Origin of the sequence: Pseudonocardia lacus (assembly GCF_018531445.1) — a bacterium.
Lineage (GTDB): Bacteria > Actinomycetota > Actinomycetes > Mycobacteriales > Pseudonocardiaceae > Pseudonocardia > Pseudonocardia lacus.
This window is the reverse complement of sequence record NZ_JAHDTH010000004.1, coordinates 1-26,468: the sequence shown is the minus strand read 5'-3', so window position 1 is coordinate 26,468 and position 26,468 is coordinate 1. Positions and strand designations below refer to the sequence as shown.

The following is a 26,468-nucleotide window of genomic DNA, read 5'->3' as shown; positions in this document are numbered from 1 at the left end:
CCCGCTCCGGCCCGGCCCGTCGTGGCCCCGGCCGACCTTCCCCGCCCTCGTCGACGCGCGGCGTCCCCGTCGGACGCCCCGCGCGTGCCGTCGCGTCCTGCCGCGGTCAGCCGTGTCCCGTCGCGCCGGCTGCTTCGTCGTGCCCCGACGGCGCGACGGGCGTCCGCACGCTGCGCAGCCGCGCACCCCCTTCCCGGCACGACCACGACAGGAGTCGACCCATGTCCGCAGACGCCTCCCGCACCTCCGACCCCGCGTCCCCACCCGCTGCCCGCGCGGCGGCCGCACCGTCGCGCGCGACCCGCATCCTGCTCGCCTGCGGTGTCGTCGCCGGCCCGCTGTTCGTCCTGCTGATCCTGGCGCAGGCGACGACCCGCGACGGGTTCGATCCGCGCCGGCACCCCCTCAGCATGCTGAGCCTGGGCGAGCAGGGCTGGATCCAGACGGTCAACTTCCTGGTCAGCGGCCTGCTCGTGGTCGCGTCCGCGATCGGCACGGCACGGGTGCTGCGCCCGGGATCGACCGGGCGCACCTGGGGGCCCGCCCTCCTGGGCGTCTACGGGGTGGCGCTGATCTGGGCCGGGGTGTTCCGCACCGACCCGGCCGACGGGTTCCCGCCCGGAACCCCCGCCGGCCTGGGCGAGACCAGCTGGCACGGCCTCCTGCACAACGTCGCGCCGGTCGGGATGGGTGTCGCCCTCAGCGTGGCCTGCCTGGTGTTCGCTCGCCGGTTCGCCCGCGCCGGACGGCGAGGGTGGGCGGCCTACAGCGTGGTCGCCGCGCTCGCGTACTACGTCCTCGGGTTCGCGGCGTTCCCGGCCCAGGACTTCCGGCTCATGCTCGCCGGCGGCGCGGTCATCTGGACGTGGGCCGCGGCCCTGAGCCTGCGGCTGCTGGCCGATGCCCGGGCCGCCGACCAGGGTCAGCCCCGCCCGCCGGCCTCCGGACCGGGCACCGAGATGCCGTAGCCGCGGATCTTGCGGTAGATCGTCGCCCGGGACATCCCCAGCTGCCGCGCCGCCTCGGCCTTGTTCCCGGCGTTGTCGAGCAGCGCGTCGACGATGGCGTCGCACTCGATGGCCTCCAGCGGCGTCAGCACGCGGCGGGTGACGGCGCGGGCCTCGGCCGGGAGGTCGGCCGGGACCAGCTCGCCGGAGCGGCGGCGGGCGACGGTCTTGCGCAGCACCTGGTAGAGCTGCTCGACGTTGCCGGGCCAGCGGTTGCGCATCAGGACGCGCAGCGCGTCGGGCGAGCAGGTCAGGTCGTGGCTGCGGGTGAGGCGGGCCAGCAGGTGCGGGACCAGCTCGGCGACGTCCTCGACGTGGTGGCGCAACGGGGGCACCGGGACGGTGCGGGGGAACAGCTCCAGCAGCTCGGCGGGGCCGCGGCCGGAGTCGACGGTGGCCACGACCCAGGGGCGCTCGGGGTCGGTGGACTCGCGGTGCGGCTCCAGGGCGTCGCCGAGGGCCTGCCGGCCCTCGGCGGGCAGCCGGTCGACGTGGGTGATGACCAGGGTGCCGCCGCCGGTCTCCAGCTCCTCGATGATGTCGGCGATCCAGCGGGCGCCGTAGTCGTCGGCGTCGAGGACGCGCAGGTGCGCGGCGGGGGTGCGGGCCTGGTGGGTGGCGCGGGCGACGGTGGTCTTGCCGGTGCCCGGCTCGCCCTCCAGGACCACCCACTCGCGGTTCTGGAAGTGCCGGTCGACCGCCTGGCAGCACTTCGTCCAGCGCAGGCCGGAGCCGACGGCCGCGGGTAGCGCGGGCTGGGGGAGGGCGTGCGGGGTGTGCGCGGCGGGCTTCGGGTCGGGGGCGGCGAGCTGGACGTGCAGCACGCCGCCCGCGCCGCCGCGCTCGGTCCAGCTCGGGCGGCCCTGCACGCGGGCGACCGAGCCGCTGGGCAGGTCGACGAGGGTGAGCCGGCTCGGCGAGTTCAGCGCCTCGATGGCCCCGGCGACGAGCGCGACCTGGTCGGACGGGTCGATCAGCTCGCGCGCCTGGTCGTTCATCATGACCAGGTCGGGGCTGACGCCGAGGACGGCGCCGCGCCCGCGCCGGCACGCGGTGAGGTAGTCGTGCAGGAGGGCGAGCTCGCGGGGGCCGGACTGGTCGAGCAGCGCGCCCTCGATCTGGCGGGCGATGCGGCTGACCGCCATGGCCATGAAGCGCCCGGCGTCGGGGCGCCAGCAGGTGAGGTCGACGACGCCCATCAGCTTGCCGGTGACCGGGTGCCAGATCGGGGCGCCGGCGCAGGCCAGGTCGGCGAGGTTCTCCACGTAGTGCTCGTGGCCGTAGACCTGGACGGGGCCGCGGCCCTCCAGCGCGGTGCCGATGCCGTTGGTGCCGATGTAGCGCTCGGCGTAGGAGAAGCCGGGGGCCAGCCAGACCTTGTCGAGGTGCTGGTTGAGCGTGGAGTCGCCGGTGCGGCGGGCGAGCACGACGCCCTCGGCGTCGGTGAGGATGACGCTGACGGGCTCGGTGGCCAGCTGGTCGGCCACGTCGCCGATGACGGGCTTGGCCGCGCGCACGAGTGGCGAGTCGGGGTCGGAGTCGTACTCGCAGGACAGCTCGACGTCGTCGGTGGCGACGTCCCACTCCTGGGACCTGGTCCAGGAGGCGAGGATGGTGTCGCGGACCGTGCCCTCCTCGACCGAGTGGTCCACCAGGAACGAGGTCCGGGCACGCACGAGGTCGTCGACGGCCAGCTCGGGTCGTTGCGACGATCCGGCGTGGGATCTGTAGTTCGGGCGGACCAACTGGTTGCCCTCCTCGGCGTAGCCGGCGCTCCGCGGCTCTGCGGAATCAGCTGTCCAGAACGGTACCGGCCGCCGAGCGCGCCGAACAGGGCACGAGAGTGGGGCCCAGAGTCTCATATTGAGACCCCGTGAGCTGCGGCGGGGCGGTGTGATTCGGGGCACGAGACATCCGGACGCCGGTCGGCCCGCGCACCGGCCCGACGCCCGTCCGTCTCGGGTCCCACCTCCACCGCCGGCCCACCCGCGCCGGACCGGCAGCCGGAGGGGGCAGACCACGCGCCCGTTCCGCGCGCCCGCGCCGTGCGCAGCGGTGCTCGGCACACCACAGCAGTGAGGAGACGACGTGAGTCGGCAGAGTCTCGCCAAGGCTCATCAGAAGATCCAGGAACTGGCCTGGGAGCCGCAGTACCACGAGCCGTACATGAAGTACGGCACCGACTACACCTTCCGGAAGGCGTCGAAGAAGGACCCGCTCAAGCAGGTCCTGCGGTCGTACTTCCCCATGCAGGAGGAGAAGGACCACCGCGTCTACGGTGCCTCCGACGGTGCCATCCGCGGCAACATGTTCCGCCAGGTGCAGGAGCGCTGGCTGGAGTGGCAGAAGCTGTTCCTGTCCATCATCCCGCTGCCGGAGATCTCCGCCGCGCGCTCGATGCCGATGCTGTTCCACGTGGTCCCGAACCCGGAGCTGCACAACGGCCAGGCGATCCAGATGATCGACGAGGTCCGGCACTCGACGATCCAGCAGAACCTCAAGCGCCTGTACATGAACAACTACATCGACCCGGCCGGCTTCAACAACAGCCTGCGCAACTTCCAGGGCGACTACTGCGGCACCATCGGCCGCCAGTTCGCGGAGGGGTTCATCACCGGTGACGCGATCACCGCGGCCAGCATCTACCTGACGATCGTCGCCGAGACGGCGTTCACCAACACCCTGTTCGTGGCGATGCCCGCCGAGGCCGCCGCGAACGGTGACTACCTGCTGCCCACGGTGTTCCACTCGGTCCAGTCCGACGAGTCGCGCCACATCTCCAACGGCTACGCCACGCTGCTGATGGCGCTGTCGGACGAGGACAACCGCCAGCTGCTCGAGCGCGACCTGCGCTACGCGTGGTGGAACAACCACCGCGTGGTGGACGCGGCCATCGGCACGTTCATCGAGTACGGCACCAAGGACCGGCGCAAGGACCGCGAGTCCTACGCCGAGATGTGGCGCCGCTGGATCTACGACGACTACTACCGGTCGTACCTGGTGCCGCTGGAGAAGTACGGCCTGGTCATCCCGCACGACTTGATCGAGGAGTCGTGGAAGCAGATCTGGGAGAAGGGCTACGTCCACGAGGTCGCGCAGTTCTTCGCCACCGGTTGGCTGGCCAACTACTGGCGCATCGACGCGATGACCGACACGGACTTCGAGTGGTTCGAGTACAAGTACCCGGGCTGGTACGACAAGTACGGCGCCTGGTGGGAGAACTACAACCGGCTGGCCACGCCCAACGGGCACAACCCGATCGTGTTCGAGGACGTCGACTACGTCTACCCGGCCCGGTGCTGGACCTGCATGGTCCCGTGCCTGGTCCGTGAGGACATGGTCACCGCCGAGGTCGACGGCCAGCACCGCACCTACTGCCACGAGGTGTGCCGCTGGACCGACGTCGAGGCGTTCCGCCCGAGCTACCAGGGCCGGGACACCCCGAACATGGGCCGGCTGGTCGGCAAGCGCGAGTGGGAGACCCTCTACCACGGCTGGAACTGGGCCGACGTGGTCTCCGACATGGGCTTCGTCCGCGACGACGGCAAGACGATGACGGCCCAGCCGCACCTGGACCTCGACCCCAAGAAGATGTGGACGCTGGACCACATGCGGCGCTGCCCGCCGCTGCAGAGCCCCAACGTCCTGTTCAACGAGATGACCGACGCCCAGCGGGCGGCCTACGTGGCCGACTACAACCAGCAGGGCCCCGCCGGCCGTCCGGCGCCCACCAGCGCCTGAGCGCGGGTCAGGCGAGGGGGAGGGGCCGACGACGCCATCGTCGGTCCTTCCCCCGCCATGCCCTCGTCCAGCCACGACCGTCGCGAGAGGCGGGGAGTCAGCACGATGGGTGAGAAGCACGTCGTCCGGTTCGAGCCGGTCGGCATCGAGATCGAGGTCGACGAGGACCAGACGATCCTGCGCGCCGCCGCCGAGCAGGGCGTCCAGCTCATGCACGGTTGCAAGGAAGGGCAGTGCGCGGCCTGCAAGTCGTTCGTCCTCGAGGGCGAGGACATCGAGCTCGACAAGTACTCGACGTTCGCGCTGCCCGACTACGAGAAGGAGGAGGGCTCGACGCTCCTCTGCCGGGCGCACGCCTACGAGGACCTGGTCATCGAGCTGCTCAACTACGACGAGGAGATCATCCGGTCGGGCCTGCCGCTGCGGAAGGGCGTGGCCGAGGTGGTGTCCAACGAGCCGGTCACCCACGACCTGCGCCACCTGGTGCTGAAGCTGGTGGAGCCCGCGGAGATCAAGTTCTTCCCCGGGCAGTACCTGGACATCACCGTCCCCGACACCGAGGAGAGCCGCTCGTTCTCGATGGCCAACGTCCCCGACCGGGACGGCGGGGTCTTCGAGTTCGTGATCAAGGTCTACCCGAACGGCCTGTTCTCCGAGTTCCTCGCGACGAAGGTGGCGGTCGGCGACCGGCTTGAGGTGGAGGGGCCGTTCGGCACCTTCACGCTGCGCGAGAGCCGGACCTCGCCGCTGGTGTTCGTCGGCGGCGGCGCCGGCATGGCGCCGGTGCTCGGCCTGCTGCGGTCGATGGCCGACCGCGGCGTCGACCGGCAGGCCGTCTTCTACTACGGCGCCCGCCAGCGCCGCGACCTGTGCTTCGAGGAGGAACTGCGGGCCCTGCAGGCGCGGCTGCCGGGGTTCCGGTTCGTCCCGGCGCTGTCCGAGCCCCTTGACACCGACGACTGGGCCGGCGAGGTCGGTCTGATCACCGACGTGCTCGCCCGGTGCGAGCCCGACCTGGCCGGCCGCGACGCCTACGTGTGCGGCCCGCCCCCGATGGTCGACGCCGCCATACCGGCTCTGACCAGGCTCGGAGTGCGCGAGGACAACATCTTCTACGACAAGTTCACCACTACCGGTGAGTGAGTTTACGAACGAACCATTGGCACAGAGCACCGCGAAGCGCCGACCGAGCGACAGCGAGGGAGTGCGTGAGCAGGAAGGCGAGGACTCATGACTGCGACGACTGCAGGCACCGAACGCCCGGAGCGGAGCGTCCCCAAGCCGCAGTTCACCGACGCCGAGGCGGGGGCCCGCGAGTTCCCCGACTCCGGGCCGGGTGCCCGCCGCTACAACTACTACGAGCCGGCCAAGCGCAAGCAGACCCACTACGAGGACGTCACCGTCGACGTCCAGCCCGACCCCCGGCACTACCTGTCCCAGGGCTGGATCTACGGCTTCGCCAACGGCGAGGCCGGCTACCCGCTGCACTGGACCAAGCTGAAGGCCTGGGGCGTGGACGAGCCCGAGCCGCAGCGCGGACCGGGCAGCGGCGGCATGCAGGTGAAGCAGTGGCCCGCGCACGGTTGGCACGAGTTCCGGGATCCCAACGAGGAATGGGAGATGACGTTCTACCGCTATAACGCGAACGTCGTCCGGCAGGTCAACCAGAACATCGACAACGCCCGCGAGGGCAAGTCGTTCGAGCAGTGGACGCCGAACTGGGTGCGCTTCGTCGAGCGCAACGTCGGCGCCTGGATGCACATCGAGCACATCCTCGGGCTCTACGTGTTCGCCGCCTGCAACCGTTCCGGCCCGACCAACATGCACAACACCGCGATGGCGGTGAACAGCATGCACAAGATCCGGTTCGCGCAGGACCTGGCGCTCTACAACATGACGCTGACCGAGGAGATCCCCGGCTTCGACGGCGCCGCGCACCTGGACGCCTGGAACAACGACCCGGCGTGGCAGGGCGCGCGCAAGGTCACCGAGAAGCTGACCGCCGTCGACGACGACTGGGGCGAGTCGGTGTTCGCCACGAACGTGGTGTTCGAGCCGCTGATCGGCGAGCTGTTCCGCAGCAACCTGGTGATGCAGGCGGCCGCGCAGAACGGCGACTACGTGACCCCGACCGTGGTCGGCGCGGCCGAGCACGACTTCTCCGCCCGGGACCTGCGCTGGACCCAGGCCTGCTTCGGCCCGCTCACCCAGGACCGGGAGTTCGCCGACCACAACAAGGTGCTCATGCAGGGCTGGCTCAGCGACTGGGTGCCGCAGTGCCTGGAAGCGGCGCGGGCCATGCAGCCGCTGTGGAGCATGCCCGACGCGAAGCCGCCGCGCTTCGAGGACAGCCTGGACCGGGCCAAGAACCGGTTCGCCGCGATCGTCGCCGACCTCGGACTCGAGACCCCGAAGGAGCTGAAGCAGTGACCCGGTTCAAGACCGCCGAGAGCCCTTTCAAGGCCGACAGCACGGCGTCCAACAAGGCCGGCGTGACCCTGATGAACAACCAGATCGGGGTCGTCGTCGCCGACGTGATGAGTCGCCAGGAGAACGTCACGGTGACCCACCTGCCGTCGATGATCCGGGTCGACTGCGTGGGCCGGATGGATTTCGTCTACGACGAGATCTCCGAGGCGCTCGGCGAGGAGGAGGGTTTCTACGACGCCTCCGAGTTCGAGGAGAACATGTCCACGCACTACGGGAAGATGATCCACATGGATGACCGGACGGTCATGTTCGGCAACCTGGAGGAAGCGGCCGAGTTCATCGGCGACATGCTCCCGCCCGAGGTCTCGCGCGACTAGCGCACCCACTCGCAGTTCCCCGGCCGTCGCCCGCGCAAACCGGCGTGCGGCGGCGGCCGGGCGCGTTCGCTCGTCCCACTCCCGCGCAGCAGACGATGACGTCCCCAGGAGGACCCGTGGCCAAGGAACTGAAGTTCGGACAGGAAGCCCGCGACCTGCTCAAGGCGGGTGTCGACCAGTTGGCCGAAGCGGTCAAGTCCACGCTGGGACCCAAGGGCCGCAACGTCATCCTGGAGAAGATCACCGGCACGCCGGAGGTCACCAACGACGGGGTGACCATCGCGCGCGAGATCCACCTGCGCAACGCGTTCGAGAACATGGGCGCGCAGGTGGTCAAGGAAGCCGCGATCAAGACCAACGACACCGTCGGCGACGGCACCACCACGGCCACCGTGCTCGCCCAGGCGATCGTCCGCGAGGGCAACCGGGCCATCGCGTCCGGCGGCAACCCCGTGCTGGTCAAGCGCGGGATCGACATGGCGGTGGCGGCGATCGTCGAGCACCTGGCCACGGTCGCGCACCCGGTGGACGACCTGGAGCAGCTGGCCAGGGTGGCGGCGATCTCGGCCAACGACGACGACCTCATCGGCGAGGTCGTGGCCCGCACCCTCTACACCGTCGGCGACGACGGCGTGATCAACGTCGACGACGGGCCGGTCTTCGGGCTCTCGGTCGACTTCGTCGAGGACTTCGAGTTCGACAACGGCTACGTCTCGCCGTACCTGGTCACCGACCCGGGCAGCATGACCGCCCAGCTCGACGACCCCTACATCCTGCTCAGCGCCGAGAAGATCAACGACGTGCGCCAGCTGATGCCGGTGCTCGAGAAGATCATGCGCGACCCCCGGCCGCTGGTCATCGTGGCCGAGAAGGTCGAGGGCACCGCGCTGCAGATGCTGGTGCACAACCACGTCAACGGCCACATCAAGGTCACCGCGATCCAGGCCCCCGGCTTCGGCGAGAAGCGGGTGCACCTGCTGGAGGACATCGCCGCGCTGTGCGGCGGCAAGGTGCACTCGAAGGCGTCGTCGTTCGCGCTGGAGCAGATGGGCGTCGAGCACCTGGGCCGGGCCGCGCAGGTGCGGGCGACCAACGAGCACACCGTCATCATCGGCGGGCAGGGCGGCAAGGACGCTGTCGAGCGGCGGCTGACCCAGCTGCGCGCCGAGATGGCCAGGGCCAGCCTGGGCACCGACGAGGACTGGCTGACCGAGCGCATCGCCCGGCTGTCCGGCAAGGCCGCGATCATCACCGTGGGCGCGCCGACCAACGCCGAGCTCAAGGAGATCCGGCACCGCGTCGACGACTCCCTGCAGGCCACCCGGGCCGCGATGGCCGAGGGGATCGTGGCAGGCGGCGGGTCGGCGCTGCTGCACTCCGAGCCCGCGCTGGACAAGATGGACGTCTCCGGCGACTACGAGATCGGCGTCGACATCGTCCGCCGGGCGCTCAGCGAGCCGGTGCACCTGATCGCCACCAACGCCGGCCACGACGGCTCGGAGGTCGTCAAGCAGGTCACCGAGATGGGCGTCGACCACGGCTTCGACGCGCTGGAGGGCCGCTACGGCAACATGATCGAGCTGGGCATCATCGACCCGCTGCGGGTGGTGCGCTCGGCGCTGCAGAACGGCGCCTCGTCGGCCGGGCTGATCCTGACCACGAACTCGCTGGTCGCCGAGGAGCAGACGCCCTGGAACAAGGCGCTGATGACCGAGTTCGGGCCGCTCGACGAGGGCATCCCGCAACCGTCGCCGGACTCCAGCACCCCGCAGTCGCTGGGTCTGGGCCCGCAGGTCGGCTAGCGGTGTACACCGTCGGGGGCCGGCTCGTCCCGGTGGTCGACGCCCAGGTGCACATCTGGGACGCCAGCCCGCACAACCAGGCGGCCCCCGCCGGTGAGTCCTACGCGATCCACCTGCTGCGCCGCCACCGCGAGCTGGACGGCGCCGGGGTGCCGCCGCACGAGGTCGAGCGGGTCTCCGAGCGGAGCCTCAACCGGGACGTGTTCGGCGACGGCTACGTCGACCGGGCCGTGCTGCAGCCGGTGGTGCTCGGGGAGCTGTTCGTGCTGGGCTTCAGCCCGCTGGAGTGGCACGCCGAGATGGCCGGCTGGATGCCCGACCGGTTCGTGCTCTCCGGCGAGCTGGACCCCGGCGGCGGCCAGCCGGGGGCCCGCGGGCTGACCCCGCGGGTGCGCCGGTTCGACCTGCGCGGGATCACCCTGTGCGAGCGCGGCCGACCGGCCGGGCGGCTCGCGCTCGGGGACCCGTGGCTGCGCACGGTGCTGGCCCGGTGCGCGGCGGCCGGGGCGGACGTCGTCCACATCGGGGTTGGCCCGTCCACCCGGCAGGCGCCGTGGCGGCACGCCGAGCCGCCGGGCGCGCCGGTTCGGGTGCGCCCGCCGGTGGTGCCGCGGTGGGCCGAGCCGGTGCGCGCCGGCGCGGCCCGGCCGGTGCGGGCGAGCGCGGAGGCCAGGGTGGCCCCGCCCGGCTTCGACACCGGGGAGTTCTGCGAGCTGGCCGCGGCGCTGCCGCAGGTCCGGTTCGTGCTGGGGGCGGGCTGCCTGCCCACCCGCAGGCTGTGCGAGCTGGCGGTCATGCCGAACGTGCACGTCGTGCTGTCGGAGATCCTGCCCTGGACCGGATCGCAGGGGTTCGCGCACGCGTTCGGGGCGCTGCTGGCCGCGTTCGGGGCGGGGCGGCTGCTGTTCGGCAGCGGCTACCCGATGGTGCGGCCCGGCCGGCTGGTGCGGGAGCTGGCCGCCTACCGGTTCCCGGGCGAGCTGGTGGCCCGCTTCCCGCGGTGGGACGCCGCCGCGGTCGCGGCCGTCCTGGGCGGCAACGCCGCCCGCCTCTACCGGATCCCACTCCCCACCGCACTCCCCACCGCCCCCGTCCCATCCGTCGCCGCCGGGGCCTGACCCCCTCGCGCTCCGCCCCGCCCTCCGGGCTCCCTCCCCCGGAGGGGCGTCGGGAAGCCACCATCAGGACACCCGACGTCCTGATGGTGGCTTTCCCGACAAACGGGACGGGGGTGCGGGGAGGGGAGAGGGTGGGTCAGAGGGCTCGGAGGCCGGCGAGCACGCGCTCCATGAGGTTGAAGCTCGGGCGGCCGGCGGGGTCGGCGTCGGCGCTGCTGGTGGTCTGGTGCACGACGACCAGGCCCATGCCGACCATGTCCGACACCAGCACCCTGGCCACCCCCAGCGGGATGCGCAGCAGCGCCGAGACCTCGGCGACCGACCGCGACTGCAGGCACAGCTCGGCGATCGGCTGGTGGGCGCCGTCCATGTGGGCCACGCGGGCCCGGCCGGCGTCGGTCGTCGAGATCAGCGTCTCGATCGCCAACTCGATGTTGGCGCGGGTCCGGCCCCCGGTGCGGCTGTACGGGCGCACCAGGGGGACGGCATCGGCGTCATCGTCGAAGTCGTCAGCCACCGGGCCGACCCCCCTCGTGCTCCCCGGTCATCGCGGCTGGCGTCCGCATGCGGACGGTCTGCGGCGGCGTCCACTGCCCCCGGTCGCGGTGTTCGTCCTCGGGGCGGTCATTGCGAGCCCCCGCCGTGCTGGCCGCCGGCGTGCTGCTCGGCCATGTCGGGCTCCTCGCCGGCGGCCTGGGCGTAGCGGCCGTGGCGCAGGCCGCGCTGGTACTCCGTCAGGCGCCCGCGGACGGCCTCGGCGTCGCGCGGCCGCTCGGGCCGCTCGTCGCCGTTCGTCGGGGTGCCGCCGCCGAGCGAGCCCGGGATCAGCCGCGACCGCGGGTTGCGCTTGGGCAGCCCGCTCTCGGTGAGGTGCTCCTTGACCAGCTCGGAGAACTGGCGGGCGGCGAGCCAGCCGTTCTCCACCGGGCCCCAGTCCAGCGGGGCCTCCTCGGCGGCCTGTACCCCGGCGGGGGTCTCGGCCGGCCGGTTGGGCTCGAAGCTCGGCGCCGGGGTGCGGGCGGGGGTCCGGCTCGCGGCGCGGGACGGGGCGGGCGCGAACGCCGGGGCGGGGGCCGGGGGCGCGTCGTCCGTCGACCCGTTCCCACCGCTCTGCGACGCGCCGGTCGGCACCGGGGCCGAGGGAGCGGCCGGTAGGGCGGTCGGGGGAGCGGGACGGGCGGTGCGGCCGTTGCCGCCCTGGCTGTTGCCGCCGTGACCGTTGTCACCCTGGCCGTTGCCGCCGTGCCCGTTGCCGTTCCGGCCCGGGCCGCGGCCGTTGCCGGGCCCACCCTGCTGGGCGGGGCCGTTCTGCGTCGGGCCGTGCTGGCCGGCGGGCGGCTGGTCCGGCCCGCCGTCCTCGCCGCCGACCCGCATCTTGAACCACGACGAGCGCACCTCGTCGTAGATCGGCTCCTCGCGCTCGGTCTCGGCCGGGCCGCTCTGCACCGCCTCGAACAGGTCGGTGAGCGGGTCGGTGCCGGACTGCGGCTGGCGGGGCATCGGCGGCTGCGCCTGCGGACCCTGCGGCACCGGCGGCATGTGCGGCGCCGACTGCTGCGCCGACTGTTGGGGGGCCTGCTGCTGCGGGGCCTGCTGCTGCGGGCTCGGCCGGTACTGGTCCGTGCGCCGCTCCTCCTGGCGCGGCGGCGGGCCGGGCCGGTACTGGTCGGTGCGGCCGTCGGGGGCCCCGGGGGCCTGGCGGGCGCCCGGCACCTCGAAGTCGACCCACTCGTTCACCCGCGGGTCGTTGCCCTGGCGCGGGGCCGGGACCATCGGCGCCGACGGCCGCGGCAGCGACGGCGGGACCTGGCGGTCCGGCCCGCCGAGCGACCAGTCCTGCTGGCGGGGCGCCTGCTGGCGCGGCTGCGGACCGGTCTGCGGGCGCCCGCCGTGGTCGGCGCCGTTGAACGAGCGCTCGGGGGCCGGCATCTCCGAGGTGCCCATCTCCGCCGCGGCGGCCTGCTCCGCGGTCAGCAGGAACATGCTGGGCACCGACACCACGGCCACCAGGCCCTGGCCGGAGGAGGCGGGCTGCAGCCGGACGCGCACGTCGTTGCGCTGCGCCAGCCGGCCGACCACGAACAGGCCCATGCGCCGCGACACCGCGACGTCGACCGTCGGCGGGTTGGCGAGCTCGCGGTTGATCATGTCCAGGGTCGGCGGGTCGATCCCGACGCCGGAGTCGCTGATCTCCACGACCAGCGAGTCGGCGTTGTCGATCGTCGCCGAGAGCACCACCGTCGAGGCGGGCGGGGAGAACGAGGTGGCGTTGTCCAGCAGCTCGGCGACGAGGTGGACGAGGTCGTTCACGATCGGGCCGGCCACCGAGACGTTCGGCGCCCGGCGCACGACGATGCGCTGGTAGTCCTCGACCTCCGACACCGCGGCGCGCAGGACGTCGTCGGCGGGCACGGGCTTGCGCCGGCGCGGGCGCAGCTCGGCCGCGCCCGCGAGGACCAGCAGGTTCTCGTTGTTCCGGCGCATGCGGGTGGCGAGGTGGTCGAGCTGGAACAGGTCGCCGAGGTGGTCGGGGTCCTGCTCGTCGCTCTCCAGCTTGTCGATCAGCGTCAGCTGCCGCTTCACCAGGCCCTGGCTGCGCCGGGACAGGTTGACGAAGATGTCGTTGACGTTCGCGCGGAGCAGCGCCTGCTCGGAGGCCAGCCGGACCGCCTCGGCGTGGACCGCGTCGAACGCCCGCGCCACTTCGCCGATCTCCTCGCGGGTGTTGACGTCGATCGGCTCGATGGCGACCACGTCCTGGCTCTCCGCGTTCTGCGCGCGCTCGATCGCCTGCGGCAGGCGGGTCTGCGCCACGTCGAACGCCGCGTTCCGCAGCGAGCGCAGCGGCCGGATGATCGCCTGCGCGACCAGCAGCAGCAGGACCAGCGCGATGACCACGGCGACCGCGACGATCACACCGTCGCGCAGCGCCCCCGCGCTCGCGGCGGTGGCCAGGTCGGCGCCGTCGGTGCGCAGCTGCTCCTGCAGCCGGCTCTCGACGTCGCGCGCCAGGTCGGCCACGACCTGGGCCGAGTCGTCCCACTCGATCGCGGAGTCGACCACCGGCGCGCCGATGGTGACCGCGGTCAGGGCGCTGGTCTCGATGCGCTCGCGGTTGTCGACGTCGGGGCCGCTGACGACCTGCGCGTACAGGTCGCGGGAGCTGGGCTGGCCGGAGGCGGCGAACTGGGCGAGCGCCGCGGTGAGCTGTGCGTCGGTCGAGCGGGCCTGCAGCTGGTCGGCGGTGGTGCCCCCCTCGTTGACCAGCAGCGGCAGCAGCGCGGCGTGCTGGCGCTGGACCTGCTCCTTGACCTCGCCGAGCAGGACGACGTCGTCGGCCTGGGCGCGCAGCTGCAGGTCGGGGGTGGTGAACACGGCTCGGCCGAGCGCCCGCAGGGCGTCGATGAGCTGCGTGTAGGACGCGTTGACCTGCGCCGTCGGGTAGCGGGTGTCGAGCACCGCCTCGCGCAGGGCCGGCAGGCTCTGCAGGCGGATCTGCGCGGTGCGCGCCAGCCGGGAGGCCGCCGGGCCGAAGTCGTCCGGTGAGGCGTTCGTCACCACGCCCACGGTCTGGTCGACCCGGGCCATCTGGTCGTCGAGGTCGGGGCGGAACTCGCGGCGGTCGGAGGCGACGAACTTGGCGGCCTCGCTGCGCTCGTTCTGCAGCTGGTGCGTGAGCTCGGACACCTGCTGACCGAGGGCCACCCGGTCGACCAGCGCGTTCAGGTCGGAGGCCGACTGCGAGGTCGCGGCGACGCGCAGCCAGCCGAGCACGCCGGCCAGGACCAGCGGCACGAGCAGCACGACGATCAGCTTCGTGCGCAGGCGCCAGTTCCGGAGTCGCCACTGTGTGTTACCGCTGCGTGGGGGGCGCGGCGGCGCACTCGGGGCTGCTGGGGGCTGCTCTGGGCCCGACGGGTACCCGCTGCCGGGACGGCCCGACAAGGGGTAGCCACCTGTGGCTCCAGGAGGAGATCCGGCCTGGATGCTCACGTCATGTAGCCCTCTCGGTCGGTAATCGGAGAGCGAGCGCAGCGTAGGGGGGAGTACGCATCACTCTTCTGGACGCACGGCGCGGAAGCATACAGTCACCTGGAGAAGCCGGTCGAAGGGCCATTCGGCAAGTGGTTGCGGTTGCTCGTCGGGCGTCGGACGGCTGGCACAACTACGCCATTCGAGGTGCTGATCGTCGGCCTGTCTGGTGGATCGCAGTGACTCTGCGGTACGAACAGGCGTTGCACCAGAAGAGGTCAGTTATGTTCCCGGCGCCTCGTGCGCGCCGGGGTCGAGTCAGCGTCGACCGGCCGACGACCGAGGCTGCCGTTCGACGATCGCGGCCCGGCCGCGTCCCAGACCCGAGATAGAGGCCGGCTCCCACCCGGCCGCGTGACAGGAGCCCCCCGATGTCAGTGTCCCCCGTCCGCAGGCCGCGCGGCCGGTTCCGCAGCCGTCTCGCCGCGATGGGCACCGCCGCTCTGCTCGTCGCGGTCGCCGGTTGCAGCGCCCTCGGGGGCTCCGATGCCCCCGCCGAAGGCGAGCAGGGCGCCAACGGCCTGGAGAAGACCAGCATCAAGTTCGGCATCCTGCCGATCGCCGACTCGGTCGCCATCGCGCGTGCGCAGAACGCCGGCTACTTCACCGAGGAGGGCCTGACCGTCGAGCTGGTGCCGTTCCCCAGTGGTCTGGCCGCGACGACGCCGCTGCTCAACGGCGAGCTGGACATGGCGTACAACAACTGGCCGACCGTCCTCGGGACGACCGCCCAGGGCGTCGGCGAGTTCAAGATCGTCTACCCGGGCGCCGCTGCCGGCGTGAACAACTTCGTGATGCTGGTCCGCCCGGACTCGCCGGTGAAGACCCCGCAGGACCTGGTCGGCAAGAAGATCGCGATCAACACCCTGAAGAGCGTCAACGAGATCCTGGTGCGGTCGGCCCTGCAGACCAACGGCGTGGACGCCAACCAGGTGCAGCTCGTCGACATGGCCTTCCCGGACATGCTGCCGGCCCTGCAGAACAACCAGGTCGACGCCGCGGTCATGGTGGAGCCGTTCATCACCGGCGCCTCCAAGGCGATGGGCGCGGTCAACCTGCTCGACGTCGCCTCCGGGCCCACCGCCGACATCCCGCACTCGGGTGGCGTGACCACGGCGAAGTTCGCCGAGGAGAACCCGAACACGCTGGCCGCCGTGCAGCGGGCGCTGACCAAGGCGATCGCCGACCTGTCCGACCGGTCGATCGTGGAGCAGACCCTCCCGACCTACACCAAGATCGACGCCCCGACGGCGGCGCTCATCTCGCTGCCGAACTACCTGACCTCGCTGGACGCCACCCGGTTGCAGCGGATGGCCGACCTGATGCTGCAGTTCGAGGTGCTGCCCGCGCCGGTCGACGTCGCTCCGCTCCTCGACCGCCTCCCGGCGGCTGGCTGAGCATGCCGCGCTGGATGCGTGGACTGGTGGGGCTGGTCGGCTTCCTCGCGCTGTGGGAGCTGGTCAGCCGCACCGGGTTGGTCAGACGGGAGTTCCTGCCGCCGCCGTCGGAGGTCGGTGCTCGCCTCGGCGAGCTCGTCGCCTCCGACGCGGCGTTCCGGGCCGACGTCCTCGCCACGCTGCTGGCCTGGCTCATCGCGATCGGACTGGCCACCGCGATCGCGGTGCCGGTCGGCCTCGTCCTGGGCCAGGTGGAGTTCCTGCGCCGGGCGACGCAGACGCTCGTCGAGTTCCTCCGCCCGATCCCCTCGGTCGCGCTGATCCCGCTGGCGGTCGTGCTGCTGGGCAGCGGGCCCAGCTCGAAGATCAGCCTCGCCGTCTACGCCTCGGTCTGGCCCATCCTGTTCAACACCGTCTACGCACTGGGCGAGATCGAGCCGCAGCGCATCGAGGCCGCCCGCTCGTTCGGCCTCAAGCGCATGGCCGTGCTGCGGCGGGTCGCGCTGCCCTCGGCCGCGCCGTTCGTGATGACCGGCATCCGGCTCTCGGCGGCCATCGCGCTCATCGTCGTCGTCACCACCGAACTGCTGACCGGCGGCCAGGGCGGCGGGCTGGGGCAGTTCATCACCATCGCGCGCAGCGGTGGCGGGGCGATGGACGTCGTACTGGCCGGGGCGCTGACCGCCGGCATCATCGGCTACGTGGTCAACTTCGGCCTGGAGCGCGCGCAGCGGCAGTGGCTCGGCTGGTCCGAGGAGGTGGGCCGGTGACCGCGACGGTCGACGCGGTGCGGGAGCGGGCCACACCGGCCCGCGGGCGCCGCAGGACGACGAGCTGGCTGGCCGGCTTCGCCCAGCGGTGGGCCGTGTTCGTGGCCGCCGTCGCGGTCTGGCAGGTGGCCGCGGCGTCGGCGGCCAGCGCGTTCTTCCCGCCGCCCAGCCGGATCGCCCAGCAGGTCTGGGACGGGTGGCTGGTCGGCGAGTCCGGCCGGCCGCTGCTGACCGACGTCGCGATCGACAACCTGCTGCCCAGCCTGGGCCGGATGTTCGGGTCCTGGCTGATCGCGGTCGTCGTCGGCGTCACGCTCGGCATCGCGCTGGGGCGCTCGGCGAAGGCCCTCGACTACGTCGGCCCGCTGCTGGCGTTCTTCCGGGCCATCCCGCCGCCCGTGCTGGCCCCGGTGTTCCTGCTGGTGTTCAACCTGGGCACGCCCATGCAGGTGGCCACGATCGTCTTCGGGGTGATCTGGCCGCTGATCCTCAACTCGGTCGACGGCGCCCGTTCGGTCGATCCCACCCAGTACGCGACCGCGCGGGCGTTCCGCCTGCCGCGCCGCCAGTGGGTGTTCGGCGTGGTGGTGCCCGCGGCCCTGCCCAAGGTGTTCGCCGGGCTGCGGGTCAGCCTGTCGCTGGCGCTCATCCTGATGGTGATCTCCGAGCTGCTCGGCGCCGTCGACGGGCTCGGCTACCAGCTCAACATCGCCAAGAGCTCGTTCGACTTCCCCGCCATGTGGGCGGTCGTCGTGCTGCTCGGCGTGCTGGGTTACCTGTTCAACAGCGTTCTGCTGGTCGTGGAGAGGCGGGTGCTGCGGTGGCAGCCGGGCCGGAAGTGACGTCCGATGCGCTCCGGAAGGAGGGCGCGGCGACCCCGATGCTGCGGGTCTCCGGCCTGGCGCACCGCTACGGCGACGACCCCGGCGTCGCCGCGGCCATCGAGGACGTGAGCTTCGAGATCGGCGCGGGCGAGCTGGTCTGCATCGTCGGGCCGTCGGGCTGCGGGAAGTCGACGCTGCTGCGCGCCATCGCCGGCCTGCACGAACCGACCTCCGGCGACGTCGTGCTGCACGGCGACCGGGTCAAGGGCGTCCCGGACGACCTGGCGGTGGTCTTCCAGGACTACAGCCGCTCGCTGTTCCCGTGGCTGAGCGTGGAGAAGAACGTCGCCTTCCCGCTGCGGTCGCGGGTCGGCCGGGCCGAGCGCAGGGCCCGGGTCGCCGAGGCGCTGGCCGACGTCGGTCTGGAGGGCCAGGGCGCCAAGTACCCCTGGCAACTCTCCGGCGGCATGCAGCAGCGGGTCTCGATCGCCCGGGCCCTGGCCTACCGGCCGGCGCTGATGCTGATGGACGAGCCGTTCGCCTCGGTGGACGCGCAGACCCGGGCCGACCTCGAGGACCTCGTCCGCCGGGTGCGCTCGGAGCACGGGATGACCGTGCTGCTCGTCACGCACGACATCGACGAGAGCGTCTACCTGTCCGACCGGGTGCTCGTGCTGTCGAAGTCGCCGGCGCGGGTGGTCCGCACGCTGCCGGTCGACCTGCCCGCGGAGCGCGACCAGATCACCACCCGGGGGAGCGCGCAGTTCGTGGAGCTGCGCACCGAGGTCGCCCGCCTGCTCAAGCACTGATGGCGCGGGTGAGCACCACGGCCGTGGCCGTGGTGCTCACCCGCGCCCGCTGACCAGGTCGGCGAGGGCCACCGGGTCGGCCGGGGCGGTGTCGCCCCGCCACGCGACGTGCTGGTCGGGGCGCACCAGCAGCAGGGCCGGGCCGGGCTTGCCGTCGACGTGCTCGACGACCGCCAGCGGCACGTCGCGCGACGCGAAGGCCTCGGCGACCGCCCGCGCGTCGGCTGCCCCGTCGGGGACGCGCACGAGCAGGGTGTGGTCGGGCCCGAGGACGTCGTAGAGCGAGCGCCCGTCGTCCAGCCAGGCGTGTGGGAGGCGCTCGCCCGCGCGCGGGCCGTCGCCGCCGCCCGCGTCGGCGGCCACCACCGGCGAGCCGTGCACGCCGAGGTCGAGGACGAGGTCGAGGGCGTGGAACTCGGACGCCTTGGTCGCCTGGATGCGCTCGTGGGCCTGCCGCCGGGCGGCCTCGCCCGCCGGGCCGTCGTCGTCGAGGTCGTCGGTGAGCAGCTCGGACGACAGCGTCCGCATGTTCCGCACGGCCGCTTCGATGATCTTCTCCTGGATCGGCCGCCGCTCCGCCTCGTAGCTGTCCAGCAGGCCCGGCCCGCCCCACCCGGCCAGCACCGCGGCCAGCTTCCAGCCCAGGTCGACGGCGTCGCCGAGGCCGGTGTTGAAGCCGTGCCCGCCGAAGGGCGGGTTGAGGTGGGCGGCGTCGCCGGCCAGGAAGACCCGACCCCGGTGCGCCCGGTCGACCAGCTCCATCCGCGCCGTCCACGGGTCCGTCGACAGCACCTCGGCCGGCACCGGGACGCCGGCCAGGCCGTCGACGATGCGCTGCGGGTCGGCCAGGCCCGACTCCCGGTCGACGCCGAACGCGATGACCCACCAGGTGCCGTCCCGGTCGAGCGGACCCATCAGCGTGGGGGCCTGCTCGTTGACCGTCCAGTAGTGCACCGCGGGCCCGTGCCGCACGTGCTCCCACAGCTCGGGGGCGCGGAAGACCATGCCGAAGTTCGGGCGCAGCGCGTGCTCGCCGACGTAGGCCGAGCCGATGGCGTCGCGCACGGCGCTGCGGGCGCCGTCGCAGCCGATGACGTACCGCGCCTCGGCGGTGCTGCGGGCCCCGTCGGGCCCCTCGACGGCCACGCGGACGCCGTCGGCGTCCTGGTCGAGGTCCACGACCGAGTGCCCGGTGACGAGGGTGCACGCCGGGATCTCGCCGACGACCTCGCGCAGCAATTCCTCCAGCAGGTACTGCGGTGCCTGCTGGCCCAGCTCGGCGAACCGGTCGCCGTCGGCGACCATGCCGAAGATCCCGGTGAACCGCGACAGCTCGTGGCCGCTCAGCGACGTGCAGAACACGGCGTCCTGGGAGAAGGAGACGGGCAGCGGCGCGGCCGCGCGGAGCCGGTCGGCCAGGCCCCAGCGGCGCAGGTGCTCCATCGTCCGGACGTTGATCGTCTTGGCCCGGGGGCGCGACCGGGAGACCGTGGCGCGCGGCTCGACGAGCGTGCACTCGACCCCGCGCAGCCCCAGTTCGACGGCGGCGGCGAGGCCGACCGGGCCCGCCCCGGAGATGAGGACGGTGGTCGAGGGGGGCGGCGACGTCCCGGCGTCGGCGGAGTACACGCCCGCAGCCTATTCGCTGCCCCGCACCCGGCGTGACGGCCGAGCGGCGATGCGATCTTGCTGCTGTGTTCGGGCGAAGCTGTCGGTACCGTGGGGACGATCACCGGTGGGACCCGCACCGAGGTGGTGGCCGATGCCCGATGTCGACGCCGTGGTCGTGGGTGGCGGCATCGGCGGCCTGTCCACGGCCCTCGCGCTCACCCGCGCCGGCCGGCGGGTGCGCGTCCTCGAAGCGGCCGACCGGTTCGGCGAGCTCGGCGCCGGCCTGCAGATGGCCGCCAACGCCACCCGCATCCTGCGCTCGTGGGGCCTGCTCGACGAGGTCGTCGCCCGCGGGGTCGTGCCGCGCCGGCTCGTCATGCGCGACGCCGTCGACGGCGCCGAGCTCACCCACCTCGACCTCGTCGACGCCGAGCGCCGCTACGGCGCCCCCTACATCGTGATCCACCGCGGCGACCTGCACTCGATCCTGCTGGAGGCCTGCCGGGCCGCCGGCGTCGACCTGGTCACCGCCGCCGCCGTCACCGACGTCGAGCAGGGCCCCGGCTACGCCGAGGCGGTGAGCTCCCGGCGCCGCGACCGGGGCCGGGCCGTCATCGCCGCCGACGGGCTGCGCTCGGGGGCGCGCCGCTACTTCGGCGACGACCACGCCATCGATTCCGGCTACACGGCCTACCGCGGCGTGCTGCCGGTCTCCCAGCTGGACACCAGCGGGCTGACCCTCGACGACGTCGTCGTCTACGTGGGACCCGACCGCCACCTCGTGCAGTACCCGCTGCGCCGCGGCGAGATCTTCAACCAGGTCGCGGTCTTCCGGACGTCGACGACGCGGGGCACGCCCGAGGAGCTCGACGAGGCCTTCGCCGGCTCGTGCGCGCAGGTGCTCGACGCCATGGCCCACCTCGACCGCGAGCGGACGTGGCCGGTGCGGGAGCGGGCACCGATCCGCCGCTGGGTCGACGGCCGGCTCGCGCTGACCGGGGACGCCGCGCACGCGATGCTGCAGTACTTCGCGCAGGGGGCGTGCCAGGCGTTGGAGGACGCCCAGTGCCTGGCCGACCGCGTCGCGGCGCATCCCGGGGACTGGGATGCGGCGCTGCGGGAGTACGAGCAGGAGCGCATCCCCCGGGCGACGCTGGTGCAGACGCGGGTGCACGACTGGGGCGAGCTGTGGCACTGCGACGGGCTGTTCCGGGTGGTGCGCAACGTGCTGCTGCGCGACCGGGACCCGCGGGACTACCGGTTCCTCGACTGGCTCTACGCAGAACCCTGACCGTCCCGGAGGCGGCGGGGCCGCGGACCCGCGAGGTTGGACGAGAGCCGCGCTCGTGCGGCCGTGTCGCCCGCGAAGCGGGCGTGGGTGAGCGCCGCAGGCGCGAGCCTGGGGCGCGCGTAGCGCGCCCACACCCCTGCGAGGGGGCCCTGCTTGATCAGAGGTCGCGCGCCGCGGAGGCACTTGACCCCACCCGCCTGGACCCACTGTTCGCCTGGACATGACAGGGCCGAAGGCGCCTGTACGCCGGCTGGTCGCGTCGCCCAGTGACGCTTCGGCTTACCGCGCCTCCGGCGGGGCTTCCAGCGGGGACCTCGGCTCAAGCAGGGGAGCACTCGGGGTGGGCTGTGGGCGCTACCGGGCCTACTGGCTCGGCTCGGCTCGCGGCGCTGCGCGCCGCCTCGCCGGCCGGGCTCGCAGCCCTCGCGGTGTGCTCGCAACGCCGGGTGTGTGTTCGCAGCCCGCCGGCGCGCTGCGCCGTCCCCGCCAGCGCTGCGACATCTCCCGCTAGCGCTGCGAGCACTCACCCGGCGCTGCGAGGACGCTCCCGCCCCGGGGGCGGGGGCGTCCTCGCAGGGGCGGTGAGGTCTTCGCAGGCGCCGTAGCACCTGCGAAGACCATGAGGACTCTGCGACGAGGCCGACCAGGCGTGCGTGGGCGCGCTTCCGGCTGGCGTGCGCTCCACCAGTGCTGCGACCACCCTGCCAGCGCTGCGACGTCCCTCACCAGCGCTGCGCCGACCTGACCGGAGTTGCGACTCTCCGCGAGTGCTGCGAGGTCGGGCCGGCCGGTTTCCTCGCAGCACCAGGTGTGGCCTCGCAGCACCAGGTGTGGCCTCGCAGCCCGCCGGCGCGCTGCGACGTCCCCACTGGCTCTGCCAGGACACGCCAGCCCTGCGAGGACGGCCTCTCTCGCTGCGGCCGGCCGCACGAGAGCGGTTCTCGTCCAGCCCCGCCGTACGAACGCGGCTCTCGTCCAGCTCGGCCGCCGAGCGTGGCCGCCGCGGGAGGGCGATCGAGCGCGCTCTCGTCCACCCCGCCGTGTCCGCCGCGGACGACCGGTCCCGTCGAGAACGAACTTGTCGTGATCAACAGGGCCTGTTGATCACGACAACGTCGTTTTCGACGGGAGTTCGGCGAGGCGGGCGATGGTGGCGGTCGTGCAGGGCCAGGGGGTGGGGGTGGTCCGGCAGCCGGCGCAGGTGCCGTCGGGGCGGCGGCTGTGCAGGGCCAGCGCGCGCCGGGGGCCGTCGGGTTGGGCGGCGACGAAGTCGGCCGCGACCTCGATGCAGGAGCGGCGGGCCTCGGCGGCGCGTTCCTCGTCGCGGCTCACGTCGTTTCTCGGTTCACGTCGTGGCTCGGGAGGACCGACCGGCGCGGAGGGTGGGGGCGCTCCGCGCCGGCCGGGGTACGGGTGTGCGGCGGGCGGCGAGTTCGACGGCCGCGGTGCACAGCGGGCAGGGGCGGCCGAGGGGGGCGCTGAGGGCGGCCGGGAGGAAGACGCGGCCGCACAGGCCCGCCGCATAGCAGCGCGAGGGTCCTGGAACGCGCGCGTCCGGGACGTTGTGTGCGGTTCCGATTCCCTGTTCGGCGATCCAGCTGGCAGATGGTCCGGCCGTCACGAGTTCCCCTCCCGAGGTCTGTCCGATCGCGACAGTTGCGATGCGTGGAGAAGTTCAGCACCGGCTGTGACGGGCGTGCAAGAATTGTCCGGGAATGCGCGATCGACAGTCGCTCGGAAGGACCAATTTCCTTGCAGATCGCGCGGGACGAGTCTTTCAGATCGAATGAAAGGTTTCCGGGACATGCGAGGTGAGCGGCGGTGACCGACACGGCGGCGACCGGCTCGACGGTGCCGCGCCGACAGCTCGGGCGGCACCTGCGCGATGCGCGCGGCCGGGCCCGGCTGACGGTGCGGGCGGCGGCGGAGGCGCTGGAGTGGTCGGAGCCGAAGATCTGGCGGATCGAGACCGGGCAGACGTCGATGCGCAGCCACGACGTGGAGGCCATGTGCCGGATCTACGGGGTGGCCGAGGAGCTGACCGAGGCGCTGAAGGCGCTGGCCAAGGAGACGAAGGGGCGGGGGTGGTGGCACTCGTACGGGGACGTCATCCCGAACTGGCTGGATCTCTACATCGGCCTGGAGGCGGCGGCCAGCGACATGCGCTTCTACGAGTCCGAGTTGGTGCCCGGGCTGTTCCAGACCGCCGACTACATCCGGACGATCTTCGCCACCTACAAGCCGGATCTGGACTCGAACGAGATCGAGCGCCGGGTCGGGCTGCGGGTGGCACGACAGGCGGTGCTGACCCGGGTGACCGCTCGGCCCACGCTGACGGTCGCGATCAACGAGGCCATCCTGCATCGCGCTGTCGGTGGCCCGCGAGTGATGCGAAATCAGCTCATGCGGCTGGTCGAGCTGAGTGAGCTGCCGAACGTCGAGTTGCGTGTCGTGCCGTTCGCCATCGGAATCCACGAAGGGGTGACTTCCGGACCGTTCACCATTCTCCGATTCCCGAAGGCTCGCGGTGGGCGTGAGGTCGAGCCGCCGATCGTCTACATCGAGGGTGTGACAGGTGCGCTCTACCTGGACAAACAGCAGGAAGTTGAGCGCTTCGAGGCGGTGTTCCGGCATATCCTCCAGGAGGTTGGCGACGAGGACGGCTCCGTCAGCAGGGGCCTCCTCTTGGCGGGCATCAGGAGGCTGGAGCGATGAACAGCGCGGATCTGCCGGACGCTCGATGGCGGAAGAGCAGCCACAGCAACAACGAGGGCGCGTGCGTGGAGGTCGCGTTCCTGGACAGCGGCCGGGTGGGCGTGCGCGACAGCAAGGACCACGGCGCCGGCCCGGCGCTGGTGTTCGCCCCGTCCGAGTGGTCGGCGTTCGTCCGCGCCGTCACCGCCGGCGAGTTCCGCCGCTGAGGGTGCCGTCGAGAACGAACTTGTCGTGATCGAATGGCCTTGTTTATAACCACCACGTGGTTATCGACGGGGGTCCGCCGGGCGGGTCAGCGCAGTGGCCAGCCGTCCGCCAGCACGGGGAACGACCGCGCGGGGGCCCGCCACGCGTACGCCCAGCAGATCGTGCCGGTCCCCGGGACCGCCACGCGGATGCGCTCGTAGTCGGGGCCCTCGTACTCGTCCAGAGCGGGGAGCAGGCGTTGCGGGTCGCGCAGGGGGATGAGGGTGCCGGGGGTGGAGCCGGGGGCGTCGGGGAGCCAGGCGGGCCAGCCCTGGCCGGTGTCGCGGACCTGCCCTGGTAGCCGTGCCCGGTACGGGGCTCCGTCGACGTGCGGGGCCACCATCGGCCATCCGGACTGCCCGGGCTGCAGCAGGCCGTAGGTGAACAGGGCGGCCGGCCACTCGTCGGGGTGCGGGGTGCCGACGACGGTCTCGGCGTCCAGGCCGTCGCCGGGGCCGGCCTCGCCGTCCAGGCCGGCGGCCTCGGCCTGGGGCACGTCGGCGCAGCGCACGGGGGCGCCGTCGACCAGCAGCGGGTGGCGGATCGCGGAGTGCCCGAGGTAGCACCACGGCGCCTCGACGATGCCGGCAGCGCCGAACACCCCGCCGTCCAGTTCGACCGTGCCGGTGCGCAGGCGGGCGAGGCGGAAGCGGTCGTCGCGGCCCTCGCAGCGGTCCAGCACCGCGATCTGCTCGGCGGTGGCCAGCCACAGCGAGTGCGACTCGACGGCGCCGGGCGCGGCGGCGAGCACGGCGGGGCGCTGGCCGTCGCGGAAGCGCAGGCCGGCCGCCCACACCGCGGCCACCCCGCGGGTGCGCACCCGCAGCGCGACCACCGGGTCCTCGCCCAGGCCGAGTTCCCTACGCAGCCAGGTGATCTTGCTGGGGTTGCGGTTGGAGCCGTACGCCAGGACCGGGACGCGCGCGGCGCTCGGCGGGGCGTCGCGCTCGGCGAGCCAGTCGTCCAGGGGGAGGCCGGCGACTCGGCCGTCCGCGTCGATCTCGTGGGCCATCCCGTCGACGTGCGCGAACGAGCCGGGCGGGACGGGACCGGGGTAGGGATCGGCCGGGAAATCCGTGTCGGGCCACACCACCCGCCCAGGCTAACGTCGCGGACGCGCAGCGCCTGGCGGTCGACCTGGTGGAGCGGACTGCCGAGCTGGGCGCGCTGCGCGGCGCTGAGCTCACGGGGTCGCGGGCGCCCGGCGGCGTCGGCGGCGCCGGGCGAGGACACCGTAGCGGGGGGAGGCGACCAGGGCCAACACGAAGCAGGCCGCGCAGACCAGGCCCATCGCGCCGGCGATGTTGCTGTCCACCGCGAGGGCGATGGTGTGGCCGGCGACCGCGCCCACCCACCCCACGCCGACGGCCAGCCCGACCATCACCTTGAGGCTGTCGGTCAGCAGGTACGCGGTGGCGGCCGGGACGATCAGCATCGTCACCACCAGGATCGCGCCGACCGCCTGGAACGCGGCCACCGCCGTCACCGCCACCGCGAGCAGCAGCAACCGCGACAGCAACCGCGGGCGCAGCCCGACGACCGCGCCGAACTGCGGGTCGAACGTGGTGGCCTTGAGCTCCTTCCACAGCAGCGCCACCAGGGCCAGGTTCACGGCCACGACGACGGCCAGCACGACCGCGGGGCGGATCACCTCGACGCCGAGCAGCGACATCGTGTCGAACGGGACGAAGGCCAGCTCGCCGTAGATGGTCGAGTCGAGGTCGAGGTGGATGCCCTCGGCGAACCGCGTCACCCCGAGCACGCCCAGCGAGAACAGCGCGGGGAAGACCAGGGCGATGGCCGCGTCCGAGGCGACCAGGCCGGTGGCCCGCAGCGCGTCGATGCCGAGCACGCAGATCACCGCGAACGCGGCCGCCCCGATCACCACCGGCAGCGGGGCGCGGGTCTCGGCGACCAGCCACACCGCCACGATCCCGGGCAGCACGGCGTGGCTGACCGCGTCCGAGAGCAGGGCCATCCTGCGCAGCACCAGGAACGGCCCGAGCAGCCCGGCCGCCGTGCCCACCAGCCCGGCCACCAGCACGATCACCAGCGCGTCGCTCATGACTTCTCCCCCGAGGCGAGGGCGCGCAACTGGGCGACGGCGTCGTCGCCGAGGCTGGCGCGCAGGTCGACCGGGTCGGGCTCGCGGGCGTCGGGCAGCCGGACCTCGGCGCCGTGGGCGAGCCAGGCCCGCCACAGTTCGCGGCGGTCGGCCAGGTCGGCGGCCTCGGCCCGGCCGGCGGCGGTGAGCCGGCCGTCGGCGTCGAGGAGACCGCGCCTGCGCAGCGACGCGCG

The 26,468-nt window shown here is 72.8% G+C and carries 22 protein-coding genes; 14 read left to right on the top strand and 8 right to left on the bottom strand.

Annotation, left to right across the window (positions count from 1 at the left end; translation table 11 throughout):
• Window positions 1–221 precede the first annotated feature (221 nt).
• Window positions 222–968: a DUF998 domain-containing protein gene (locus tag KIK08_RS01765; RefSeq protein WP_214401166.1), complete on the top strand. Its 747-nt coding sequence runs from the start codon at window positions 222–224 to the stop codon at window positions 966–968.
• Here the strand turns inward: KIK08_RS01765 and KIK08_RS01760 are convergent.
• Window positions 923–2,752 (bottom strand): sigma-54-dependent Fis family transcriptional regulator, encoded by a 1,830-nt coding sequence (locus KIK08_RS01760; protein WP_250556112.1) that lies wholly within the window; start codon window positions 2,750–2,752, stop codon window positions 923–925. The genes KIK08_RS01765 and KIK08_RS01760 overlap by 46 nt on opposite strands.
• 343 nt (window positions 2,753–3,095) lie before the next feature.
• On the opposite strand from KIK08_RS01760, the gene KIK08_RS01755 reads away from it, so the two are divergent.
• The 6 genes from KIK08_RS01755 (at window position 3,096) to KIK08_RS01730 (ending at window position 10,475) form a co-directional block, all read left to right on the top strand.
• Complete coding sequence (locus tag KIK08_RS01755; protein WP_214401164.1) at window positions 3,096–4,748, top strand: ferritin family protein; 1,653 nt, start codon at window positions 3,096–3,098, stop codon at window positions 4,746–4,748.
• Window positions 4,749–4,853: 105 nt separating this feature from the next.
• Window positions 4,854–5,891 (top strand): FAD-binding oxidoreductase, encoded by a 1,038-nt coding sequence (locus tag KIK08_RS01750; protein ID WP_214401163.1) that lies wholly within the window; start codon window positions 4,854–4,856, stop codon window positions 5,889–5,891.
• A gap of 87 nt (window positions 5,892–5,978) precedes the next feature.
• A complete protein-coding gene (locus KIK08_RS01745; protein WP_214401162.1) occupies window positions 5,979–7,178 on the top strand; it encodes an aromatic/alkene monooxygenase hydroxylase subunit beta in 1,200 nt (399 codons plus the stop codon).
• Entirely contained in the window at window positions 7,175–7,555 is a 381-nt protein-coding gene (mimD, locus tag KIK08_RS01740) for a propane 2-monooxygenase effector subunit MimD (protein ID WP_214401161.1), read from the top strand. The genes KIK08_RS01745 and mimD overlap by 4 nt, the downstream gene beginning before the upstream one ends.
• A 116-nt stretch (window positions 7,556–7,671) precedes the next feature.
• The gene (gene groL, locus KIK08_RS01735; RefSeq protein ID WP_214401160.1) at window positions 7,672–9,357 is read left to right on the top strand and encodes a chaperonin GroEL; all 1,686 of its coding nucleotides are present in this window, start codon (window positions 7,672–7,674) and stop codon (window positions 9,355–9,357) included.
• A gap of 2 nt (window positions 9,358–9,359) precedes the next feature.
• Complete coding sequence (locus tag KIK08_RS01730; protein ID WP_214401159.1) at window positions 9,360–10,475, top strand: amidohydrolase family protein; 1,116 nt, start codon at window positions 9,360–9,362, stop codon at window positions 10,473–10,475.
• Window positions 10,476–10,611: 136 nt separating this feature from the next.
• Here KIK08_RS01730 and KIK08_RS01725 read toward each other — a convergent pair whose 3' ends face one another.
• Window positions 10,612–10,992 (bottom strand): DUF742 domain-containing protein, encoded by a 381-nt coding sequence (locus KIK08_RS01725; RefSeq protein ID WP_214401158.1) that lies wholly within the window; start codon window positions 10,990–10,992, stop codon window positions 10,612–10,614.
• A 107-nt stretch (window positions 10,993–11,099) separates the two neighbouring features.
• The gene (locus tag KIK08_RS01720; RefSeq protein ID WP_214401157.1) at window positions 11,100–14,279 is read right to left on the bottom strand and encodes a sensor histidine kinase; all 3,180 of its coding nucleotides are present in this window, start codon (window positions 14,277–14,279) and stop codon (window positions 11,100–11,102) included.
• 599 nt (window positions 14,280–14,878) lie between these two features.
• Here KIK08_RS01720 and KIK08_RS01715 point away from each other — a divergent pair.
• Genes KIK08_RS01715 through KIK08_RS01700 form a run of 4 tightly spaced genes read left to right on the top strand, consistent with a single transcriptional unit; the run spans window position 14,879 to window position 18,307 of the window.
• On the top strand, window positions 14,879–15,904 hold the full coding sequence (locus tag KIK08_RS01715; protein ID WP_214401156.1) for an ABC transporter substrate-binding protein: 1,026 nt from the start codon (window positions 14,879–14,881) through the stop codon (window positions 15,902–15,904).
• 14 nt (window positions 15,905–15,918) lie between these two features.
• The gene (locus KIK08_RS01710; RefSeq protein ID WP_250556111.1) at window positions 15,919–16,674 is read left to right on the top strand and encodes an ABC transporter permease; all 756 of its coding nucleotides are present in this window, start codon (window positions 15,919–15,921) and stop codon (window positions 16,672–16,674) included.
• Entirely contained in the window at window positions 16,671–17,516 is an 846-nt protein-coding gene (locus tag KIK08_RS01705; protein WP_308257328.1) for an ABC transporter permease, read from the top strand. Before KIK08_RS01710 ends, KIK08_RS01705 begins: the two co-directional genes overlap by 4 nt.
• A gap of 38 nt (window positions 17,517–17,554) precedes the next feature.
• A complete protein-coding gene (locus tag KIK08_RS01700) occupies window positions 17,555–18,307 on the top strand; it encodes an ABC transporter ATP-binding protein (protein ID WP_214401228.1) in 753 nt (250 codons plus the stop codon).
• Window positions 18,308–18,343: 36 nt separating this feature from the next.
• Here the strand turns inward: KIK08_RS01700 and KIK08_RS01695 are convergent, their stop codons facing one another.
• Window positions 18,344–19,936 carry an FAD-dependent monooxygenase gene (locus KIK08_RS01695; RefSeq protein ID WP_214401154.1) on the bottom strand — a complete coding sequence of 531 codons (1,593 nt, stop codon included), beginning with the start codon at window positions 19,934–19,936 and terminating at the stop codon, window positions 18,344–18,346.
• 133 nt (window positions 19,937–20,069) lie between these two features.
• Between KIK08_RS01695 and KIK08_RS01690 the strand changes: the two genes are divergently transcribed.
• Window positions 20,070–21,209, top strand: coding sequence for an FAD-dependent oxidoreductase (locus KIK08_RS01690; protein WP_214401153.1), 1,140 nt, complete (start codon window positions 20,070–20,072; stop codon window positions 21,207–21,209).
• Window positions 21,210–22,313: 1,104 nt separating this feature from the next.
• On the opposite strand, the gene KIK08_RS01685 is transcribed toward KIK08_RS01690, so the two are convergent.
• Window positions 22,314–22,541, bottom strand: coding sequence for a hypothetical protein (locus KIK08_RS01685; protein ID WP_214401152.1), 228 nt, complete (start codon window positions 22,539–22,541; stop codon window positions 22,314–22,316).
• 489 nt (window positions 22,542–23,030) lie between these two features.
• Between KIK08_RS01685 and KIK08_RS01680 the strand changes: the two genes are divergently transcribed.
• Window positions 23,031–23,924, top strand: coding sequence for a helix-turn-helix domain-containing protein (locus tag KIK08_RS01680; protein WP_308257327.1), 894 nt, complete (start codon window positions 23,031–23,033; stop codon window positions 23,922–23,924).
• Window positions 23,921–24,130, top strand: a complete 210-nt coding sequence (locus KIK08_RS01675; RefSeq protein ID WP_214401151.1) for a DUF397 domain-containing protein — start codon at window positions 23,921–23,923, stop codon at window positions 24,128–24,130. Before KIK08_RS01680 ends, KIK08_RS01675 begins: the two co-directional genes overlap by 4 nt.
• 86 nt (window positions 24,131–24,216) lie before the next feature.
• Here KIK08_RS01675 and KIK08_RS40800 read toward each other — a convergent pair whose 3' ends face one another.
• The 3 genes from KIK08_RS40800 to KIK08_RS01660 all read right to left on the bottom strand — a co-directional run.
• Window positions 24,217–25,263, bottom strand: a complete 1,047-nt coding sequence (locus KIK08_RS40800) for a gamma-glutamylcyclotransferase (RefSeq protein WP_308257326.1) — start codon at window positions 25,261–25,263, stop codon at window positions 24,217–24,219.
• 90 nt (window positions 25,264–25,353) lie between these two features.
• Window positions 25,354–26,235 (bottom strand): metal ABC transporter permease, encoded by an 882-nt coding sequence (locus KIK08_RS01665; protein WP_214401150.1) that lies wholly within the window; start codon window positions 26,233–26,235, stop codon window positions 25,354–25,356.
• Window positions 26,232–26,468 (bottom strand): hypothetical protein (locus KIK08_RS01660; RefSeq protein ID WP_214401149.1); only part of this gene is annotated, 237 nt, incomplete at its 5' end. The genes KIK08_RS01660 and KIK08_RS01665, both read right to left, overlap by 4 nt.

Coding starts and splice junctions, on each gene's coding strand:
- KIK08_RS01765 (WP_214401166.1), top strand. CDS start 222: ATGTCCGCAGACGCCTCCCGCACCTCCGACCCCGCGTCCCCACCCGCT.
- KIK08_RS01750 (WP_214401163.1), top strand. CDS start 4,854: ATGGGTGAGAAGCACGTCGTCCGGTTCGAGCCGGTCGGCATCGAGATC.
- KIK08_RS01745 (WP_214401162.1), top strand. CDS start 5,979: ATGACTGCGACGACTGCAGGCACCGAACGCCCGGAGCGGAGCGTCCCC.
- KIK08_RS01715 (WP_214401156.1), top strand. CDS start 14,879: ATGTCAGTGTCCCCCGTCCGCAGGCCGCGCGGCCGGTTCCGCAGCCGT.
- KIK08_RS01710 (WP_250556111.1), top strand. CDS start 15,919: ATGCGTGGACTGGTGGGGCTGGTCGGCTTCCTCGCGCTGTGGGAGCTG.
- KIK08_RS01700 (WP_214401228.1), top strand. CDS start 17,555: ATGCTGCGGGTCTCCGGCCTGGCGCACCGCTACGGCGACGACCCCGGC.
- KIK08_RS01690 (WP_214401153.1), top strand. CDS start 20,070: ATGCCCGATGTCGACGCCGTGGTCGTGGGTGGCGGCATCGGCGGCCTG.
- KIK08_RS01675 (WP_214401151.1), top strand. CDS start 23,921: ATGAACAGCGCGGATCTGCCGGACGCTCGATGGCGGAAGAGCAGCCAC.
- KIK08_RS01665 (WP_214401150.1), bottom strand. CDS start 26,235: ATGAGCGACGCGCTGGTGATCGTGCTGGTGGCCGGGCTGGTGGGCACG.